Here is an 18,889-nt window from a genome sequence, read left to right as displayed (position 1 = left end):
GCGCTTCCCGATGGCGGAAGCGCCTTTTTCGTAGCGATTCATGTTGCAAAGGGCAGAGCGTACTGGTGGATATCGGAACGCATGCGGGGGATATGTGTCACTCATCCTAGGTGAATGAAGACCAATACAGGGGGTGACGCGGGTGCCTGTAATCAGAATGCACCTCGGCTTTAGGCGACGTGTTTGCCTGTCTCTGTTCGCCTTGGTCGTGGCGGTGACGATGGCGACAGGAACGGCATATGCGGCGGATTCGAAAAAATCTCCATCTGTGGTCGAATCTCAGACCACGTACACGATTGAGATCAATACAAAGCACCCAGTGCTAAAACTGTATCGGAACGGTCAATTCTATCGAGAATGGCACGTTGCGCTCGGAAAATCACAAACGCAAACTCCCGTAGGCGATTGGCAAATTGTCGACAAACAAAAGGACTGGGGCGGTGGATTTGGCACGCGCTGGCTCGGTTTGAACGTGCCATGGGGAACCTATGGGATTCATGGGACAAATCAACCTGCCTCGATTGGCCGCTTCGCGAGTCACGGCTGTGTTCGCATGAAGAATCGCGATGTTGAGCAACTGTTTGACATCGTTCCGATTGGTACGCGCGTCATCATTCATGGGAATCCCTTAGCGCATTTGCGGACGCTCGAATATGGTAACATTGGAGCGGACGTTCGTCTCGTGCAACAGCGTCTGCAGGCAGAAGGATATTATCGCGACGATTGTAAAGGCGTCTTTGACGCGCCCACGCAATTTGCCCTGATCTACTTCCAAATCACACACGAATTGCCGATGGACGGACTGGTTACGATGGACGACTATCGGGCGTTGCACCTCGTCAAATAGCGCGCCGGTTCAGTGCAAGATTCGCTCGTGCTTGCCAAGAGAATTGCAAGCGGTACATAATTCGTCTAAATAGAATTTTTGGGTTGCCCGTGCGGCTCGGCACTGTGATACCATGAATAGAAATTTCGCACACGTTCGCACACGTCGGTGCAAAGGATTTCAACGCGTCGTGTGCGCAGGAAGGTTCGATGACAATCCAAGGGCACTACATTTATTGTGAAATCGGGCGGAATGACTGGCTTTCCGCTGTGGAACTGCCATGACGAGATTCAAAATCGCTCGCCTGGTTTCGTTGCTCAGGCAGATTTCGTTGTTTTGTGTGGTTGGGTTTACCAACCTCTTAGTGGATACTGCGGCGTATTATTCCGCATATCACTACGCGCATATGAATTATCTTGCCGCACAAGTCATCTCGTATCCGTGCGGCGCAATCAATAGCTATTTTCTCAATCGTCGATTGACCTTTGCCAAACGAGACTCGTTTAACGTGTACGAGATGGTGAAGTTTGGCATGTTGAATGTCCTGTCCATTTTCGGATCTCTGTTAGCACTGTTTGTAGCAGATCACTCCCTGCATGTCTCCTTGTCGTTTAGCAAAGTTGCAGCGAATGGGACGGCGTTGTGTATGAACTACGCCGGATCGCGATGGTGGGTGTTTCGGAGGAAACGTGTTAAGTTGTTGCCGCTGCCGTCTGAACGCTCGGCGTTGCCGGAAGTTGATAAGGATTAGCAGATATCGAGCAGGGATTCAGTGAGGGAGGCTATGGCGTGGCTTTGCAACTGGATGTGGAACGGGTTCGAGCGCAATTTCCGGCCTTAGGGCGTACGTATCGAGGGCAGCAGGTGGTGTACTTCGACGGTCCGGGCGGATCGCAAGTTTGTCAGGCGGCTATTGACGCGGTTTCGCATTATATGTCGTCTGGCGGTGCCAATTTGCATGGCGTATTTCCGACCAGCGTCGAAACGGAAGCGTTGTTGGCGCAGACTCGGCACAGTGTGGGCTGTCTGCTGAACGCTGCCGAAGAAGAAGTGGCGTTTGGGCCGAATATGACCACCTTGACGTTTGCTATCAGCCGCGCGTTGGCACGGGAATGGCAACCTGGCGACGAAATCATTGTCACTGAGTTAGATCACCGAGCGAACGTCGACCCTTGGCGCAGAGCAGCTGAGGACAAGGGCGTCGTCGTCAAGTGGTTAACGGTTCATCCGACGACGTTGACGTTAAATGTAGATGAGCTCGACGAACTACTCACGCCCCGAACTCGCGTCGTGGCCGTCGGTTTGGCTTCCAACGCGGTTGGGACGGTGACAGATGTGCGCGCAATTGCTGACAAAGCGCATGCGGTTGGCGCATGGGTCGCAGTGGATGCGGTTCATGCCGCGCCGCACATTCCCATTGACAGAGATGCGTTAGGCGCTGACATTCTCTTGTGCTCGGCGTATAAATTTTTTGCACCTCATGTGGGCATCGCCGCGATTCGTCGAGACCTCTTTGAAGCCCTCGACGTTTACAAGCTAGACCCGGCACCGTCGTTCATTCCGGATAAGTTGGAGACAGGCACACAAAATCATGCGGGCATCGCGGGGGTGGGGGCAGCCATCAGCTACCTGAGCACGTTGGGGGAAGGCCCAACCCTCCGGGAAAAACTGGTCAGTGCGCTTGAGACAATAGAGGCATATGAGGATACATTAGCCTGGCGGATGCGTGAGGGCATTCGAGAACTGCCAGGGGTCCATCTGTACGCCGCGCCACATTCCATTCGCAAAACGCCCACCATTGCGTTTACGGTGGACGGCGTGCCGTCACGCGAGGTCTGCCGGCGAATGGTCGACGACTACGGTCTGTTCATTGCTGACGGTGATTTCTACGCCACGACACTTGCCCACAAGCTCGGTGTTCAGGCCTCTGGCGGATTTGTTCGTGCGGGCCTCGCGCCATACAACACGAACCTCGAAGTGGATGCGTTTTTAGACGCGTTGGCCCGCGTAGTGTCGTCGCTTCGCTAAGCTGACTATACCAGGGACATCGCCCCGGTGTCCCTGACGAAGTCCCCCCTCAATCTGAATCCAATATTTCTCCAAAGATGATTCCCGTGAAATTTAGTCAATAAAATATCAGTCGAATAAAATTCCCGACGGTGAAGATCATATCGGACGTGGCGCCTTGTACCTAATTTGAAAGATGAATGGGCATGATACGGGGAGCAGTTGCGCCGACTGAGACTTCACTTTAGGGGGATTTGGGACGTTATGAACGCTAGACGCATGCTAATCGTGCAGATTGTCGTGATTGTAGTCGTTCTTATCGCGGGCTTCGTGGGTTATTACTACTATAATCAGTCCACCTCATATTTGAAGACCAACGACGCACAAGTCACCGGGCAGCAAATCGTCATTGCGGCTCCGGCGAGCGGAAAATTGACCAGTTGGAACGGGACGGTTGGGACGCAGTTCAACGCGGGCGACACCGTTGGCACGATAGCGGTGCCGGGGGCGCGTGGTACCACGGCGATAACGGATCCACAAAACTCGACTATCGTCCAAAACATGGCCGTGAACAACGAATTCGTATCGGCCGGCACACCCTTGGCATACGCCTATGATTTGAACAACTTGTGGATCACCGCCAATATCAAGGAAACCCAAATCAATGACGTCAAGGTAGGACAGACGGTGGACGTATACGTCGACGCTTATCCTGGGACGACGTACACCGGTGTTGTCAAGCAAGTGGGCTTGGCGACTGCTTCGACGTTTTCGCTATTGCCAACCGGGAGTTCCGACGCCAACTACACGAAGGTCACACAGGTCATCCCCGTGCAAATCCAAGTTCAATCGGGTACAGGCCGTTTAGTACCCGGCATGAATGCAAGTGTTCGCATCCACAAGTAAGGGGGCGACGAGATGAATCAGACAGCCACGCCATCTGGGCCGAACGGCTTCGATCCGGCGAACATCCATAAAGCGCCCATCCTGATTTCCTTGGTGATTGGAGCATTTGCTGCGATTCTCAACCAAACGCTATTGAACGTCGCGATTCCGAAGCTGATGAACGATTTCAACGTGTCCGCGAATACCGTTCAATGGCTGAGCACAGGGTATATGTTGGCAAACGGTATCATTATCCCCCTGACGGCGTTTCTGATGGGAACCTTTACGACGAGGCAACTGTTCCTCGGCGCGATGTCGCTCTTTGGTATCGGTTCTGTCTTTTGCGCGGCTGCACCCGATTTTTTGGTGATGATGATTGGGCGCGTGATACAGGCCGCCGGCGCGGGTGTCATGATGCCGTTGATGATGACGGTCATCATGACACTCTATCCTCCGGAAACGCGCGGGCGGGCGATGGGAACCATCGGTATTGCGATGTTCTTTGCACCCGCCGTAGGGCCCACGCTATCGGGGTGGATTATCCAGAACTATTCGTGGCGCGTGTTGTTTTATATCGTGATCCCGGTAGCCATCATCGACATTGTAATAGCGGCTATCTTTCTGAAAAACGTGACGCAGCGCACCTTTCCGAAGTTTGCCGTGCTCAGTTTTCTCAGTTCGACCATCGGTCTTGGCGCTTTGTTGTACGGGTTTAGTGAAGCGGGGAGCAATGGATGGGGTAGCACGGTTGTGATTGTCAGCCTAATTATCGGCGGGGTGTTTATCATCCTGTTCATTATTCGGGAATTGACCGCACAAACGCCGTTGCTCAACCTTCGCGTGTTCAAAGTCGGGGGGTTTTCACTGGCGGCAGGGGTGAGCTGCGTCGTCAACATGGCGATGTTTGGTGGTACGTTGCTTACGCCACTGTATATGCAAAATCTCCGTGGGTACAGTTCACTGGATTCCGGCCTCTTGATGTTGCCGGGTGCGATTTTGATGGGCATCATGTCACCGATTTCCGGGGCGTTGCTCGATAAAATCGGGATTCGGCCGCTGGCAATTGTCGGGCTTTTGATTACGGTGATTACGACATGGGAATTGGGGCATCTTACCTCCACAACGCCGTTTCGGCACATTGAGTGGGTGTACACATTCCGTATGTTTGGCATGGGCTTTATTGCGATGACCATCATGACCAGTGGCTTGAACTATCTGCCGCGGCAGGTTACGGCACACGGGACGGCGGCGGCGAATACGGTTCGCATGGTGGCTGGTAGTCTCGGGACGTCCTTGTTGACGACAGTCATGACAGATAGGACAAACACGCACTACAACCAGTACATCAATACGGTCACTGCGACGAATCCGCAGTTGGCCAATTCGATGCACACCCTGGTTCAGGGTCTCTCTGGGGAGCTCGGCGGATCGATACAAACTGCACAGGCGTATGCGACATATGTCCTGTACGGCCAAGCGCAAAAACTGGCTGGTGTTCAGGGTGTGGACGACGCGTATCTGGTTGCTGCCGCGCTCGCTCTTTTGGCACTGATTTTGTCGCTATTCCTGCGGCGAAACAAAAAACTGCAACCCGCTAATGCAAAACGCGAACCACAGCGCGCCCTGCCGGCACCGGCTGTGGTGGAGACAAGTGAGCGGTAAATCGGAGAGTTAAACGTGGAGGTGGTACTGGCGATGGAAATTTACGTTGTATACGACAGTGAAGCAGGGCATACCGAGGCTTTGGCAAACGCCATCGCAGAGGGTGCGAAGTCCGCTGCCGACGCAAATGTTCACCTTCATCATGTGTCGGAGGCTGATCCTCGAGATCTAGCAGATATGGATGCGATTATTTGGGGCTGTCCGGGTCATTTTGGCACGATTAGCTCCGGATTGAAGGCGTGGATCGACAAACTTGGACCGTTGTGGGCGCGAGGCCAACTCGTTGGGAAAGTGGGTGCAGCATTTTGCACTACGGCGACGGTTCACGGCGGCATCGAGATGACGTTGTGGAACCTCATTACGCCGATGCTGCACAACGGCATGATTATTGTCGGCCTTCCTGGAAACGTTCTGGAAAATGTACTCTACGGGTCGTATTACGGTGTCGGTGTCACGTGCCCTGTCGAGGTGTCGGAGGATGCGCCGATGAATATGCCAACGGATTCCGATTTGGCTCTGGGTCGCGTTTTGGGGCGGCGCGTTGCGGATATCACGCGCAAATTTGTATCGTGAGTCGGTCTTTCGACCCATGAGATGGAGGGAGCGGGGGGAAACTGGTGAAGTATTTTGTCATCTTTGCGGCGGTTGTCATCATACTCGGCGTCATCTTCATTGGTACCAGTATGCGGGCCATCCGGCGTGAGCGAAATGACGAAGCGGGTGACGCAGAAGCGGTCGATACGAGTGAGTACGCCGCCGAGCACGCAGTAGTCGATGCAGAGACGACGGCACTGGCGGGTGATGCGAGGGCCTCTTCGGGTACCGAGGAGGATGACACGCCTTCTGGGGCTTTACGCGGCCAGGGAGATTTGGCGTATCGGGAGGCCCTGCGCCAGCAGCTACAGGCGCAGGGTGCAGATGATGCGGACGAGCCATCAAATGAGGCGGAGGCAGAACAGAAACAGGCGCTCAGCGACGACGAGTATCGCAAGGCATTGCGCGGTGTCATCCATCGCGAGGACGGCGACGGAAAATGAGAATGGGATCCCGCCCCAAGGGATCCTATTTGTGTTATGGCGTGGCTTGTGTGCCCTTCGTGTTACAATGAGGGACAGCATGACTGGACACGAGGTGGCTATATGAAGCTTGTTTTAATTGATGGGTCGTCACTTTTGACGACCTCGTTTTTTGGTAACGTGCCAAGAGATTATTATCAGCTCAAATCGCAGGAAGAACGGGAAGCGTATCTGCGGAAGAAGGCGCTGTGTACAGAGAGCGGGATTTATACCAATGCGGTATACCCAATGACGCGGATACTGTTGAACTTGGTTGAGCGCCAGAAGCCAACGCATTTGGCAGTGGCTTGGGACGTGTCACGCAATACGTTTCGGCGCGAACTTTATCCAGATTATAAAGGTCACCGCGAGGATGCGCTGCCGATTCTTGGACAGCAGTATGGGACGATGCAGTCGTTGCTTTCGGCGATGAATATCGCCCAATTCTGGTTTGACGATTATGAGGCGGATGACATTATTGGGACGTTAGCGCGTAAATTTGAAAAGGACATGCCTGTCTACATTTACACCAAAGATCAGGATGCGCTGCAACTCATTTCAGAAGGGACGCGCGTTTGGCTGCTCACCTCAAAGGCGGAGGCGCTGTACAAGAGCCGCGGGCTCAACGTCAAGGAGTTGGCTGTGCCGGATGGCACGTTCGAATACACGACCGTGACGTTTGAGGAGGAATATGGCCTCAAGCCTTGGCAGATGGTCGACAAAAAGGCGCTGGAGGGCGATAGCAGCGACAACATTCCGGGCGTCAAAGGCGTTGGGGAGAAGGCGGCTGTGCCGCTCTTGCGCGAGTTCGGGCAAATTGAGGACTTGTATGATTATATTGAGGACATGTGTCCGGAGCATGAGTCTGAGGTCAAGCTGTTGTTTAAGGAACTGGGCATTGCCAGGTCCCCGCTGGCCTACTTGACCAAGGAGTCCGACACGGAGCTCGTTGGCAAGCGCGCGGCAGTTTTGAGCAAGGCGCTGGCGACGATTCGAACCGATATCGAGGCTTTGGCAACCGTCGATGCCGCAAGTCTAGAAATGCGCATTGATTACGCACAGGCGCGCGAGAAGTTCATGGAGTTGGAGTTCAGCAGCTTGCTGAAGAAACTTCCGACGGTCAAGGCCGACGGTGAGGAACTTGCAGGCTAGTCGTCGGCGTGTTGTGCGTCGTCGATTCGGCTGCTCGTGAGTAGGTCGTAAAACCGGCGACCGCCGTCCGCGAGATCTTCCTCTAGCGCTTCGCGCAGGCGTTTGGCGAGTGCAGGGGATTGGCCGGAGGTCGAGATAGCGATTTGCACGCTGCCGTGCTGATGCACCGCTGGAACCATAAAGTCGCAGGCCTCTGCATCGTCTGCGACGTTACACCAGATGCCGTACGCCGCGGCGTCGCGCGCAACGGAAGCGTTGACGGCGCGATTGTCTGTGGCCGCAAATGCGAGTGTCGCGTGCGCGAGGTCTGTGGGTTGGTACGCGCGTGCAAGATGGCGGACGAGACCGTTCGCAATCCAGCCCTGGAGGTTTGGGTGGACGTCGGGACTGATGACCGTCACGTCCGCCTTTGCTTGCAGTAGTTTTTGGATCTTGCGCGTGGCGATGGTACCGCCGCCGACGACGACGCACGCTTTATTCCGAAGGTTCAAAAAAGCCGCGTAGTGCATGGTATCCCTCATTTATCACTTTCAATTTGGACGAATGTGTGCCAATGTGTGTCTATGATAATGCAGGGACAGTACGGAGTAAAACCACAGTAAACCACTTAGAGTTATTTGACTTTTTCAAGGCCTCGTATTATAGTCGAGAGAAGAATAATTCCGAACATATCTATCGGATTATGAGGTGAATTTTCATGGCGACGGCGGTAATGGAACACGAGTGGATTGAACAACTTGCCGAAGAGTTCGAAAATGCAACGCCAGAAGAGATTATTGCGGAAGCATTGCGTCGCGTTTCTAATATGACATTTGCTTGTAGTTTTGGAGCAGAAGACATGGTTCTGCTCGACATGCTCATGAAAATTAACCCTGAAGCGAACGTATTCTACTTAGACACCAACGTTTTATTCCAGGAAACGTATGACCTGCGAGATAGGGCGATTGAAAAGTACGGAATCCCGAATCTTCGTCAGGTATTGCCAAAGCTGACGCTGGCTGAACAAGCGGAAAAGCATGGCGACGAATTGTGGAAGCGTGATCCGAATGCTTGCTGCGCAATTCGCAAGGTTGAACCTCTGACACAAGTATTGACGGAATACGACGGGTGGATTACGGGAATTCGCCGTGAACAGGCACCGACGCGGGCGAATGCCAAGGTCTTCGAGTGGGATGCTAAGTTTGGGCTCGTGAAAGTGAACCCATTGGTTCGCTGGACGGAAGGCCAAGTGTGGCGCTATATCAAACAGAACGACGTACCGTACAACCCGTTACACGACCAAAATTACCCAAGTATTGGCTGCTTGCATTGCACGCGTCCGGTGAATCCGGGTGAAGATCCGCGCAGTGGCCGTTGGGCGGGCTTTAATAAGACGGAATGTGGTTTGCACCCAAGCGAGCAGTAAGATGGATTCCGGCGTCAGGCGAGGCGCGCGAACATAGAGAGTGGATTGAATCGGTGAGGTGAGTTGATTGGAGAAGGAGAAAAAATTGTCCAAGGTGGAGACAATTAAGCAGGAGAGCCGATTTCTCCGCGGTACGATCGCGGAGGCGCTCCAGGAAGATTCGACCCACTTTTCCGAGGAAAACGTTCAGGTGCTCAAGTTCCACGGGATGTATCAGCAGGATGACCGCGACTTGCGCCGTCAATTGAAGCAAGAAGGCAAGGAACGGGCCTACTCGATGATGATTCGGGCGCGGATTCCCGGCGGTATTTTGAGCGCTGATCAATACCTGCAGTTCGACAAGTTGTCGGATCAGTACGGCAATCAGACCATGCGTATCACGACGCGTCAGACGTTCCAGTTGCACGGGATTTTGAAGAAAAATATCAAGGCGACGCTAAAAGCCATCAACGACGTGCTCATCACGACGCTCGGCGGTTGTGGTGACCAGGTTCGCAATATCGTCTCCTGTGCGGCGCCACACGAAGGCCCGTTTTACGATAAAGTTCGTGCGGATTTGCTGGCTTTGGTCGATGCTGTGTCCGCGAAGACAAACGCATATCACGAGATTTGGCTGGATGGAGAAAAGGTCGAGTTTTCCGAAGGTCAGACCGAAGAGCCACTGTACGGTGAGACATATCTCCCGCGCAAGTTTAAGATTGCCTTTGCGTATGAAGGGGATAATTGTGCGGATATCTTCTCCAATGACATCGCCATTGTCGCGCACCGCGACGGTGACGATGTAGCGGGCTATACCCTCGCCATCGGCGGTGGTATGGGGCGCACGGCGGCTGACAAGAACACGCGGCCATTTTTGGCGCAGCCGTTCTGCTTTGTCGAGCCGTCACAACTCATCGATGTTTGTAAGGCCATCATCACGGTTCAACGCGACTATGGCAACCGCTACGAGCGTAAGTTTGCCCGGATGAAATACCTCGTCGCAGAACGCGGACTCGACTGGTTCCGCGAAGAGACACAAACGCGGTTAGGCTATGATTTGACACCACCGCGAGACATTGTCTGGACGTCGTCGCACGATCACCTCGGGCGGATCGAGGGGCACGGCGATAAAGTGCACTTGGGGCTGTTCATTGAGAATGGTCGAATCAAGGACACGGAGACGGTGAAACTGAAATCTGTGCTGCGGGAGATTATGCAAACTTACCAGCCGACGGTTCGGCTGACGACGCAGCAAAACATGATTCTCTGCGATTTGACCGCAGAGCAGGTGGATGAAATTGAAGCAAAGTTGCACGCAGCCGGCGTTCTCTTGGCGGACGAATATCGCCCTGTGGTGAGTTACTCCATGGCGTGTGTGTCTATGCCGACTTGCGGGCTTGGCATTGCGGAGTCGGAACGCGTCATGCCGCAGATTATCCGCGATTTCGAGCGCGCACTCAAGGATTTGGGGCTGCAGGATGACCCGATTATCATCCGTATGACCGGTTGCGCCAATGGTTGCGCGCGTCCCTACATCGCAGAGATTGGCTTTGTGGGTCGGACGATTGGCAAGTACGACGTATTTCTTGGCGCCAATATTGCAGGAACGCGGCTGAACCAATTGTTCAAAGAGCAGGTTCCAGCGGAGGAACTGGTCTCGACGCTGTACCCTGTTCTCAGGGCGTACCGCGATGAACGCCAGGACGGCGAAGGTTTTGGCGACTATTGTGTTCGGGTGGGACTCGACAAGTTGCAAGAGCGTCTTGTGACTGTATCGTAAGGATATTGTAAGGAGGCTGCTGCATGGCAAGAGGGCTGGTATATCTCGTCGGAGCTGGCCCTGGCGCGCCTGGGCTCCTCACGGTGAAAGGGCGGCGCGTGCTCGAGACGGTCGACGCGATTGTGTACGACCGGCTCGCGTCGCCACGTCTTCTTGGTTATGCAAAGCCTGATGTAGAACTGCACTACGTCGGTAAAGAAGCCGGCGACCACGCAATGTCTCAACAAGACATTGAGCAACTCCTCATTTCTCTGGCGCGTGCTGGACGGATTGTCGCCCGTTTAAAAGGCGGAGACCCGTTCGTGTTTGGCCGCGGGGGCGAAGAAGCGGCGGCATTGACGGAGGCAGGCATTCCGTTTGAAGTTGTGCCGGGTATCACCTCTGCGGTCGGCGTTCCAGCTTATGCCGGCATTCCCGTGACGTATCGAAAGTTATCGCCCTCGTTTACCGTTGTGACCGGACACCGGATGACCTCTGAAGACGAAGTGGATTGGCACGCGTATGCACAATTGTCGAGTACGCTCGTGATTTTGATGGGTGTGCGGCAATTGCACAAAATTGTCGACGGCCTTCGGGGCGCTGGTCTGTCTGGAGAGATGCCGGTGGCGTTGATTCGTTGGGGAACGCGTGCAGCCCAACGGACGTTGGTCGGATCACTAGAAGACATCGTATCGAAGGTGGAGGCGGCCAAGTTCGAAGCACCTGCCGTGATTGTTGTCGGAGACGTCGTTTCAAAACACAGCGACTTGTCGTGGTTTGAGTCGATGCCACTGGCTGGGCGGCGGATATTTGTCACGGCGGGCACCACGGATGAAGCGATTCGAATGGCGGAGGCAGTGGAATCCTTGGGGGCTGAAACGTTTGCCCTCAGCGCCGAAATGTTGGCCGTGCAAGGCGACGGTGTTTGCACGCGTCTGCGTACCATGTTGGCGGCCAGGAGCGCAGGCATGTACTTTACGACGACGTTGGGTGTGAAGATTTGGTTTTCCCAGTTGAAAGATTTGGGTGTGGATTTACGCCAGATCACGAACCTGCGCATTGCGGCTGACAGTTTGGCTGTTGCGAGATATTTGGAGCAATACGGCGTTTTTGCTGACGGAGTCGGACCGGGCGTGTGGTCGGACTCGACGGTTAACCAGTGGTTTGTTGAGGCATCTCTAGGTGTGGAAGGCCAAAGCCTTCCGAATGCTTCTCAAGCGGTTCACTTGTATTCGCTTGATCTGACGCGTTCGTGGCTCGATGTAGCGCGTATGTGGTTAGAGGATGGAGTAGATGCGGTTTGGTCTACGAGTCGACCATCGTGGTGGACGTCTTTGTTTTCGCTCGATGACATCTGGAACGATGAGGCGGTGCGTCCGTTTGAGTCGGCCGGAGCTGAGGATGATTGGGATGTCTGCGAGCAAATGCAAAAGACGTTCTGGCGTGGCGACGTCGAGGATGCGGCGGTGGTTCGCGGGTGAATACAGCTTTGTTGTTCATCGGTCACGGGACGCGGAAGCAGCACGGCATCGACGAGTTCAGACGGTTTGTTTCTGCGGTCGAGGAACGGGTTGGCGAACCCATTCGCGTTGCGCACGCGTTTCTTGAATTGCAAGACCCCGATATTGTCACAGGCATCACTTCTCTTACGGCGGAGGGCGCCCGTCACATTGTGTGTATTCCGCTTTTTTTGTTTTCTGCAGGGCATATGTTGCACGACATTCCGATGCAGTTAGAAGCTGCGCAAAACATGTATCCATCGCTCCAACTGACTTTGTCACAATCTTATGGGACAGAACCCCTGCTTCTGGAGGCGCTGGTCTATCGGATTCGCGAGACAGAGATTTGTTTGACGGATGAATCCGTTGGTCTGCTTTTGCTTGGACGCGGCAATCGGGATCACAACGCGCAGGCGGCGTTTGCTGGCGTGGCGCATCGACTGGCACAGACGTTCGGGAAGGAACCGTTTGTTGGGTACCTGGCTGGAACGGGTCGACAATTGGAGGATACATTGACGGAGATGGCGCAAGCGGGGTATCGAACGGTCGTCCTCGCACCGTTTTTGTGGTTCAGCGGTTGGTTGGCGGATACACTGCCGCGTCGGGTGAAGGATTGGCAGGAGAAGACAGGGTACACGCAAATGAACGTTCGAATTGCGGGTCACCTTGGATTGCACCCAGCCGTTGTGGCCTGTGTTGCAAATCGGGTACGGGGCTATTTGACGTAACAATGGCGCAGTGCGAAGGTGTTGCGCCGCGCCATATTTACATATTGGAGTGGTCGTACGAGTCGTGATTTATTGGACATCAAACATGAGTTCGTCTGTGTGAGGGTCGTACCGAACGAAGACGTCGCCACCGTTAAAGTACCAGGCGTCTTGTTCTTTGATGAAAATTTGAATCCCATCCAGTTCGACAGCCGATGCCACCTCGGATGGACGTTCAACCGACAGGGTCAATGCGAATCCTGGTTGTACGGTGGAATCTCCGTATCTTGTCATAATACGAATTGCGTCGCCAGTCGTGAGACCGAACTCTTCTTTTAGCCACTTTGTAGCGGAATCGTCGACGTGAATGTCCATGCGAAGACCTCCTCGGCTATGAATGAGACATTTGTCGCTGTCAACGATAGCACAATCGAGTCTCTCATGCACGAACTATTTTGATTGAATATTCGAATGATTTATGTCGAGAATGCAGGCGGTGGCGTGTCACCACCGCCTTTGCTCTTACCAGTAATATGGATACCCGTAGCCATAGCCGTAACCGTAAGGGCGTGCGGCGAGTGCACCGAGTGTCAAGCCGGTCAACGCACCGAAGCCGAAAAAGGCAGCAGGTGCATACACCTGTGTCATTTTTGCGTCGTTTCGCCCGCCAGCAAGCGTGCTGAAGTCAGTGTCGTCGGCATTTGCGGAGACACCGGCGTAGCCATCCGTGCGAATCAGGTAAATTCCGTCTGGCGTAACGCTTTGCAAATAGCCAGGATAAATTCGTCCGTTCAAGTGGTATACATGGACGTGTCTGCCCACCAAACGTCGTGCAACAGGGTACAAGGGATGGTGTGCCATGTTGCTTCCCCTCCTTTCATTCTCTATACCGTATGAGTACAGAGGGAGGGGGGAACGGGCGAATGCCTCAGGCAAATACAATTGTCTTGTTTTCGTGCACAATCACTTTGTCTTCGAGATGCCACTTCACCGCGCGGGCGAGTACAGCACGTTCGACCTGGCGACCGGCGATGCGCAGCGCGTGGGCGTCATATCGATGATCTACGCGGGTGACGTCCTGTTCGATAATCGGTCCTTCATCGAGGTCTTCTGTGACGTAATGAGCCGTCGCGCCAATTAGTTTCACACCGCGGTTGTACGCGCGACCATAGGGATTTCGCCCGATGAAGGCCGGCAGAAATGAATGATGAATATTAATGATGCGGTTCGGGTAGTGTGCCAAAAACGACGGGGACAGGATTTGCATGTAGCGCGCTAACACCGCGACATCAATTTGTGCGTCGCGTAAAAGCGCCAGTTGTTTTGCTTCGGCTTCCGCCTTGTTCTCTGCGTTCACGGGCACGTGATGGAATGACAGGCCCAAGGACTCGACCAAATTTCGGGCATCGTCGTGGTTGCTTATCACCAGTGCGATATCCGTGTTGAGTTGGCCGCTTTGCCACTCCCACAGGAGTTCTTGGAGGCAATGGAGTTCCTTTGATACGAAAATTGCCATCCGTTTGCGCTGGCGCGCCGGCGCGTACTGCCAGGCCATGTGAAACTCTGCCGCCAAGGATGAAAAAGCGTTGCACAGAGATTGTTCGCGGGCTTCGAGGCCGTCGAGATGAAACTCGATTCGCATAAACAGCGTGCCGCCGGAAGCGTCCGTCGAATATTGGTCGGATGCAGTGATATTCGCGCTTTGTTCATACAAAAATTGTGCGACGGCGGCGACAATGCCCTGTCGGTCAGGACACGCGATAAGCAGGCGTCCGCGGTTCTCCTCGAGCATGATGATTCCTCCACACCTATCTGTATTAGATCAGACGATAGCCAACCTGGCTCATTTGGTCAATCGTCATTCGCGTCCAATCGGCGCTTCAATGCCCATTTTCGCTTGTTGTTCAGGTGAGAGGACAATCATTTTGGCACTCGACGTCGCCTTTACTTCTCCCTCGGAGTTGACCATACGCGCTTCTACGTAGAGTAGCCGCTTGGTCACTTTCGACGGATGAGCCTCAATATGAACCGTTTCGCCCACTTGGACTGGCGCCTTGAACGAGATATTCAATTCCGCCGTGACGGTGACTAATCCCATATTCAAAGGGACGTACGCTGAAGCCTCATCGAGCAGCGAACTGGTGATACCGCCATGTTGTACATTCGGCCACCCGATGTGTCTTTCCTCACAGTGAAATGTCGCGTGTACCGCGTCACCATCCTGGTGAAACTTGATGTTTAAACCATGGGGATTTTTATCCCCGCACACAAAACAATAGTCAAACCCCATTATCCTAACCACCTTCTAGCCGATATCTACCTCCCTATTATGAGGGTGTTGCCTGATGTTCTCAAATCTAGCGGCAGATAGGTCACAAACAGGTAGATGTCAACCGAAGTTCGTCAATTCCGCTGTGGTCGGTGGGACGGCGCTCCATACGTCGTTGAGCGAGTATGGACAATGGCGATCCGGCAACAACCGTGGAACGAGCGGCGAGCCCACGCGCGAAGGGATCAGTGAGTGCAGTGGCATGCAGACGTCGGGATGAATTTGCTCAATCATGGCGGTTACATCGCGAAGCGTCGCGTGCCCGCTCGACGACATCGGCACAAATTCCAAGGAGAAGTGCTCCAACCAGCGCATCAGGTTGGACCAGGCAGGCTGGAATGGCCCTAATGGCGTCCCATCGGAATGCAGATAGCGCCCCGCTTGTTGTGGCACGATGTCCACGAAATAGTGCAGCCGCTCGTAGCGTATCTGGGCGAGAAATGCGCGTTCGTTTCCCCGCACTTCGCTTCGGCCAATTTGGGGAATTCCCGCAACTTGCAACCACGCGGTCAAAGGTGCTGGCTGTGTCGACTCGTCCTCTTTCCACACCGAAAAGTCCGATACGCCTTCGAAATGGTGGTACAAGTAGGCGGTGGCGGGATCTAAGACCAGTGTTCTATTCGTCGCTCGTGCAGCCTCGGAAAACGCCCGCAATCGCTCGGGGTGGCGTTCGTAGGCGGTGAAGTAGAGCCCGGCGATCGCCTGTTGCGCTTGCGCGAGAACACCTTGCAAGACGTCAAGCTCGGATACGTTTTTGGAATCCGAATCCAGGTCATTTGCACGCGTTCCCTCGATCAACAGCACGTGAGGGCGAAATGCTCTGGCGCGCGCGATGAAGTTTTGTGTCTCTTCCGAGTGCAGGTCGTGCAGTCGGAGGTCGCCAGAGTAGACGAAGCGCATGTCAGGCGTCTCGATGAAGATGGCGCTGGCGCCGGGGGTGCCGTGATCGACATGGACAAACTGCAGCCGCAGAGGACCGAACTCGACCCAAGTCTCGGGTGGCGTAGGCCGATACGCAAGCGGTGTGCGCGGTCCGTCCGACACGGCGTCCAACGCCTGCAGCATGTGATAGGTGTCAGACGAGGTGAACACGGGCAGGTCTTGTCGCAGGTAAGGTAACAAGCCGGTGTGATCGAGGTGGCAATGGCTGATCGCAATGGCCGTTTGATGCGTCGCAGGGCAGCAGCAGCAGCTCTAGTCCGGTGTCCATCACCTTTTACGAGGCGATGAGCTCGGCGCAAGGGAAAGAGTTGCAGAAGTTGACGAACGAGTTCCAGCAGCAAAATCCGAACATCAACGTGCAGCTGGTGTTCGCAGGCTCCTATAGCACGCTCCAGCAGAAACTGACTGCCGCGATTGCCGCCAAAAAGCCACCAACGATGGCACAGGTTCAAGAAACATGGGAAACTCGTCTCTGCACCGTTTAACAAGTCGGATTACATCCTCATGTATAACACAGATGATTTCAAGAAGGCGGGGATTGCGAATCCGCCGAAGACGTGGGATGAACTGGAGCAGGATGCCATCAAGATCACCCAGAAGACGGGCGTTCCGGGACTGGGCTTACAGGCGGATTATTATACGTTTGAGATGTTGCTCAAGCAGGCGGGTGGCGACATCCTGACCAGCGACAACAAACAAGCCGCGTTTAACAGCCAGGCGGGCAAGGATGCGCTCAACTTTTTGAATCGCCTCGCGAATCAGGACAAGGCTGCCAAAGTGATTGATGGCAACGCCTATCTCTCCGACGGCTTTAATACCAATGCGTACGCGATGGATTTGGACACGGTGGCCTCGCTATCGTTTATCACGAATCAAAACACGCACTTTAAGACTGCGCCTCTGCCCGTCGGGAAACAGGCGGCCGTGCCTACGGCAGGGACGAACCTGGTCGTGTTCAATCAAGCGACGGACGCGCAGAAACAGGCGGCTGGAAAGTATATTGATTTCTTGATATCCACCAAGAACACGATCGATTGGGCCGAGGCCACAGGCTATCTGCCCGCGCGCCAGAGCGCCTTACACGATGCTTCGTGGCAGGCGTTTATCAAAGCGAATCCGAATGACGCAACAGGCCCCGACGAATTGGAGAATGCCTACTTCTCGCCGCGCATTGGCGCCTTGAGCTCGGCGATTACAGAAGAGAGTGCGCAGATTGGTAACTTCGTGTCGCAAAAACAAAACGCCGACACGACGCTCCAGAACATGGCGCAAGAAGTGAACCAGGCGCTGGCGGATCAATGAGCGACCACACTTTACCTACGCGTTTTTGCGACGAGGGTATCGCACGACTCGCGCGATGCAAATTGTTTGTATTCGACTTCGACGGGACGGTCTATGACGAAGTGCGTCACTTTCTCACCTATGGTGAGGAAGTGGCCCGCTTTCTTCATGGGGAACACCAGCAGCAACAATTTCTCGAGTCGGTGCGTTGGGCGCTTGCAGGGGCGCATCAACACTACGGCGCGGTGTATGATCTCGCCACCAGCGCATTCCGCGAGCGGACGGACGCCGACAGCGGGCGGGATGACGTGATGGACATCGGCGATCCTTGGGGACTCATTGCGGCATTGGCGCGAGACGCCGGGATCGCAGCGGATGCATTACAAGTGGCATTTACGGCGACCCGGGCCCAGATGGCGTCGGCTGCATTCGAGATGGCGCCTATCGAAGGCCTTCGCGATGCGGTGTTGGCGCTCAAGGCACAACGGCGCCACGTCATGCTTGCAACCAACAGCCCACAGGTGCATACCGAGGATATGCTTCACAAACTGCAACTCGACGACGTGTTTGACGAGGTGGTGTTTGCTGCACAAAAGCCGCAGCAAATCACCGCATTGTTCAAGCGCTGGCTCGCCGAGTTTGGGTTGCGCCCAGCGTGTGCGGTCAGCATAGGGGATCACTTTCAAAATGAGATTCATCCAGCCATCGCCTTAGGCATGCAGACGGTCTATATCGATGCCTATATTCGCCGTGTCCGATCGGACGTGACGGTCCAACTCGACAGCCCATCAGCATTGCCGGATCTCTTGCGTGCCGTCGTCACCATGGGTCGGACAGCGGCTCGTGACGATGCAGAAAGCGCTGTGCCACCTCCGCGGTGAAGTCGAAGCGGTGGATCAGCGGTGGCTCATCGGACAGGGCATGCGGCAGGAACGCGGGCAGTAATTCGGCGACGCCACGGTTGTCCTTGTGAAGTACCCAACTGAGTGGCTTGAAATCGAGGATGCCCTCACTACAGGCAACCGGCGTGTCGTAGCGGCGTCCCTCGGGAAAGTCTACCGTGTAGACGTGCATACCGCCTTGTGCGCCATCGAAGAGCGTCCAGGCGACAACGCCTCTGTAGCGAAAGTCCGACAGCGAAAACTCGAGATGCGCTTCTTCCATGATTTCCCGCTGCACGGCTTCCGTGGGGGACTCACCAGGTTCAATCTTACCGCCGAGCCCGTTCCAAATGCCCATATTGGGGGACTTCAAGCGATTGAGTAAGAGCAGTTCGTCACCCCGCCGGATGATACAAAGTGTATAAGGCAAAGGCCAATCCAATCTGTGCCGCATGTGCCGCCTCCCGCTGCAAAACATCGTCTTTCTACCTTGTCTCGCTCTTTTTGTATGTAGTTTGGC

The 18,889-nt window shown here is 54.6% G+C and carries 22 protein-coding genes; 15 read left to right on the top strand and 7 right to left on the bottom strand.

The features are described 5' to 3' along the window. The first annotated feature begins 142 nt into the window (after positions 1–142). The 8 genes from K1I37_RS18695 to K1I37_RS18660 all read left to right on the top strand — a co-directional run bounded on the left by K1I37_RS18695 (position 143) and on the right by K1I37_RS18660 (position 7,587). Positions 143–847, top strand: coding sequence for a L,D-transpeptidase family protein (locus K1I37_RS18695; protein ID WP_021295948.1), 705 nt, complete (start codon positions 143–145; stop codon positions 845–847). Between the two features lie 259 nt (positions 848–1,106). Then, positions 1,107–1,577 (top strand): GtrA family protein, encoded by a 471-nt coding sequence (locus tag K1I37_RS18690; RefSeq protein ID WP_021295947.1) that lies wholly within the window; start codon positions 1,107–1,109, stop codon positions 1,575–1,577. Positions 1,578–1,615: 38 nt separating this feature from the next. Beyond that, positions 1,616–2,854, top strand: a complete 1,239-nt coding sequence (locus K1I37_RS18685) for a cysteine desulfurase-like protein (RefSeq protein WP_021295946.1) — start codon at positions 1,616–1,618, stop codon at positions 2,852–2,854. A gap of 243 nt (positions 2,855–3,097) precedes the next feature. Then, positions 3,098–3,739: an HlyD family secretion protein gene (locus tag K1I37_RS18680; RefSeq protein WP_021295945.1), complete on the top strand. Its 642-nt coding sequence runs from the start codon at positions 3,098–3,100 to the stop codon at positions 3,737–3,739. Positions 3,740–3,751: 12 nt separating this feature from the next. Continuing rightward, complete coding sequence (locus K1I37_RS18675) at positions 3,752–5,380, top strand: DHA2 family efflux MFS transporter permease subunit (protein WP_021295944.1); 1,629 nt, start codon at positions 3,752–3,754, stop codon at positions 5,378–5,380. Positions 5,381–5,413: 33 nt separating this feature from the next. Continuing rightward, positions 5,414–5,953, top strand: coding sequence for an NAD(P)H-dependent oxidoreductase (locus K1I37_RS18670; protein WP_021295943.1), 540 nt, complete (start codon positions 5,414–5,416; stop codon positions 5,951–5,953). Between the two features lie 44 nt (positions 5,954–5,997). Then, entirely contained in the window at positions 5,998–6,417 is a 420-nt protein-coding gene (locus K1I37_RS18665; protein ID WP_021295942.1) for a hypothetical protein, read from the top strand. A gap of 102 nt (positions 6,418–6,519) precedes the next feature. Further along, positions 6,520–7,587 (top strand): 5'-3' exonuclease, encoded by a 1,068-nt coding sequence (locus tag K1I37_RS18660; protein WP_021295941.1) that lies wholly within the window; start codon positions 6,520–6,522, stop codon positions 7,585–7,587. Here the strand turns inward: K1I37_RS18660 and K1I37_RS18655 are convergent. Next, positions 7,584–8,096, bottom strand: a complete 513-nt coding sequence (locus K1I37_RS18655) for a precorrin-2 dehydrogenase/sirohydrochlorin ferrochelatase family protein (protein ID WP_021295940.1) — start codon at positions 8,094–8,096, stop codon at positions 7,584–7,586. The genes K1I37_RS18660 and K1I37_RS18655 overlap by 4 nt on opposite strands. Before the next feature lie 188 nt (positions 8,097–8,284). Between K1I37_RS18655 and K1I37_RS18650 the strand changes: the two genes are divergently transcribed. The 4 genes from K1I37_RS18650 (at position 8,285) to K1I37_RS18635 (ending at position 12,957) form a co-directional block, all read left to right on the top strand. Then, on the top strand, positions 8,285–8,992 hold the full coding sequence (locus K1I37_RS18650; RefSeq protein WP_021295939.1) for a phosphoadenylyl-sulfate reductase: 708 nt from the start codon (positions 8,285–8,287) through the stop codon (positions 8,990–8,992). Positions 8,993–9,059: 67 nt separating this feature from the next. Next, on the top strand, positions 9,060–10,751 hold the full coding sequence (locus tag K1I37_RS18645) for an NADPH-dependent assimilatory sulfite reductase hemoprotein subunit (RefSeq protein WP_021295938.1): 1,692 nt from the start codon (positions 9,060–9,062) through the stop codon (positions 10,749–10,751). A gap of 23 nt (positions 10,752–10,774) precedes the next feature. Continuing rightward, positions 10,775–12,211: a uroporphyrinogen-III C-methyltransferase gene (cobA, locus tag K1I37_RS18640; RefSeq protein ID WP_021295937.1), complete on the top strand. Its 1,437-nt coding sequence runs from the start codon at positions 10,775–10,777 to the stop codon at positions 12,209–12,211. Next, positions 12,208–12,957 (top strand): sirohydrochlorin chelatase, encoded by a 750-nt coding sequence (locus K1I37_RS18635; protein ID WP_021295936.1) that lies wholly within the window; start codon positions 12,208–12,210, stop codon positions 12,955–12,957. Before cobA ends, K1I37_RS18635 begins: the two co-directional genes overlap by 4 nt. A 69-nt stretch (positions 12,958–13,026) precedes the next feature. Here the strand turns inward: K1I37_RS18635 and K1I37_RS18630 are convergent, their stop codons facing one another. The 5 genes from K1I37_RS18630 to K1I37_RS18610 form a co-directional block, all read right to left on the bottom strand. Next, a complete protein-coding gene (locus tag K1I37_RS18630) occupies positions 13,027–13,311 on the bottom strand; it encodes a HesB/YadR/YfhF family protein (RefSeq protein WP_021295935.1) in 285 nt (94 codons plus the stop codon). A gap of 147 nt (positions 13,312–13,458) precedes the next feature. Beyond that, entirely contained in the window at positions 13,459–13,797 is a 339-nt protein-coding gene (locus K1I37_RS18625; RefSeq protein WP_021295934.1) for a hypothetical protein, read from the bottom strand. Positions 13,798–13,864: 67 nt separating this feature from the next. Further along, positions 13,865–14,728: a formyltetrahydrofolate deformylase gene (gene purU / locus K1I37_RS18620; RefSeq protein ID WP_021295933.1), complete on the bottom strand. Its 864-nt coding sequence runs from the start codon at positions 14,726–14,728 to the stop codon at positions 13,865–13,867. A gap of 66 nt (positions 14,729–14,794) precedes the next feature. Then, complete coding sequence (locus tag K1I37_RS18615; protein ID WP_021295932.1) at positions 14,795–15,226, bottom strand: PaaI family thioesterase; 432 nt, start codon at positions 15,224–15,226, stop codon at positions 14,795–14,797. A 99-nt stretch (positions 15,227–15,325) separates the two neighbouring features. After that, positions 15,326–16,417, bottom strand: coding sequence for an MBL fold metallo-hydrolase (locus K1I37_RS18610; protein ID WP_269078045.1), 1,092 nt, complete (start codon positions 16,415–16,417; stop codon positions 15,326–15,328). Positions 16,418–16,467: 50 nt separating this feature from the next. On the opposite strand from K1I37_RS18610, the gene K1I37_RS22020 reads away from it, so the two are divergent. Genes K1I37_RS22020 through K1I37_RS18600 form a run of 3 tightly spaced genes read left to right on the top strand, consistent with a single transcriptional unit; the run spans position 16,468 to position 18,369 of the window. Then, positions 16,468–16,692 carry an extracellular solute-binding protein gene (locus K1I37_RS22020; protein ID WP_330217018.1) on the top strand — a complete coding sequence of 75 codons (225 nt, stop codon included), beginning with the start codon at positions 16,468–16,470 and terminating at the stop codon, positions 16,690–16,692. 19 nt (positions 16,693–16,711) lie between these two features. Beyond that, the gene (locus K1I37_RS18605) at positions 16,712–17,509 is read left to right on the top strand and encodes an extracellular solute-binding protein (RefSeq protein WP_021295929.1); all 798 of its coding nucleotides are present in this window, start codon (positions 16,712–16,714) and stop codon (positions 17,507–17,509) included. Then, positions 17,506–18,369, top strand: a complete 864-nt coding sequence (locus K1I37_RS18600; protein WP_021295928.1) for an HAD family hydrolase — start codon at positions 17,506–17,508, stop codon at positions 18,367–18,369. Before K1I37_RS18605 ends, K1I37_RS18600 begins: the two co-directional genes overlap by 4 nt. Here K1I37_RS18600 and K1I37_RS18595 read toward each other — a convergent pair. Further along, the gene (locus tag K1I37_RS18595; RefSeq protein WP_031218334.1) at positions 18,308–18,823 is read right to left on the bottom strand and encodes an NUDIX hydrolase; all 516 of its coding nucleotides are present in this window, start codon (positions 18,821–18,823) and stop codon (positions 18,308–18,310) included. The genes K1I37_RS18600 and K1I37_RS18595 overlap by 62 nt on opposite strands. Positions 18,824–18,889: the final 66 nt, after the last annotated feature.

This window comes from Alicyclobacillus acidoterrestris (assembly GCF_022674245.1).
GTDB lineage: Bacteria > Bacillota > Bacilli > Alicyclobacillales > Alicyclobacillaceae > Alicyclobacillus > Alicyclobacillus acidoterrestris.
This window is presented reverse-complemented; position numbering and strand designations above follow the sequence as displayed.

Coding starts and splice junctions, on each gene's coding strand:
- K1I37_RS18650 (WP_021295939.1), top strand. CDS start 8,285: ATGGCGACGGCGGTAATGGAACACGAGTGGATTGAACAACTTGCCGAA.
- K1I37_RS18660 (WP_021295941.1), top strand. CDS start 6,520: ATGAAGCTTGTTTTAATTGATGGGTCGTCACTTTTGACGACCTCGTTT.
- K1I37_RS18615 (WP_021295932.1), bottom strand. CDS start 15,226: ATGGGGTTTGACTATTGTTTTGTGTGCGGGGATAAAAATCCCCATGGT.
- K1I37_RS18690 (WP_021295947.1), top strand. CDS start 1,107: ATGACGAGATTCAAAATCGCTCGCCTGGTTTCGTTGCTCAGGCAGATT.
- K1I37_RS18670 (WP_021295943.1), top strand. CDS start 5,414: ATGGAAATTTACGTTGTATACGACAGTGAAGCAGGGCATACCGAGGCT.
- K1I37_RS18595 (WP_031218334.1), bottom strand. CDS start 18,823: ATGCGGCACAGATTGGATTGGCCTTTGCCTTATACACTTTGTATCATC.
- cobA (WP_021295937.1), top strand. CDS start 10,775: ATGGCAAGAGGGCTGGTATATCTCGTCGGAGCTGGCCCTGGCGCGCCT.
- K1I37_RS18625 (WP_021295934.1), bottom strand. CDS start 13,797: ATGGCACACCATCCCTTGTACCCTGTTGCACGACGTTTGGTGGGCAGA.
- K1I37_RS18655 (WP_021295940.1), bottom strand. CDS start 8,096: ATGCACTACGCGGCTTTTTTGAACCTTCGGAATAAAGCGTGCGTCGTC.
- purU (WP_021295933.1), bottom strand. CDS start 14,728: ATGCTCGAGGAGAACCGCGGACGCCTGCTTATCGCGTGTCCTGACCGA.
- K1I37_RS18680 (WP_021295945.1), top strand. CDS start 3,098: ATGAACGCTAGACGCATGCTAATCGTGCAGATTGTCGTGATTGTAGTC.
- K1I37_RS18605 (WP_021295929.1), top strand. CDS start 16,712: ATGTATAACACAGATGATTTCAAGAAGGCGGGGATTGCGAATCCGCCG.
- K1I37_RS18630 (WP_021295935.1), bottom strand. CDS start 13,311: ATGGACATTCACGTCGACGATTCCGCTACAAAGTGGCTAAAAGAAGAG.
- K1I37_RS18675 (WP_021295944.1), top strand. CDS start 3,752: ATGAATCAGACAGCCACGCCATCTGGGCCGAACGGCTTCGATCCGGCG.
- K1I37_RS18600 (WP_021295928.1), top strand. CDS start 17,506: ATGAGCGACCACACTTTACCTACGCGTTTTTGCGACGAGGGTATCGCA.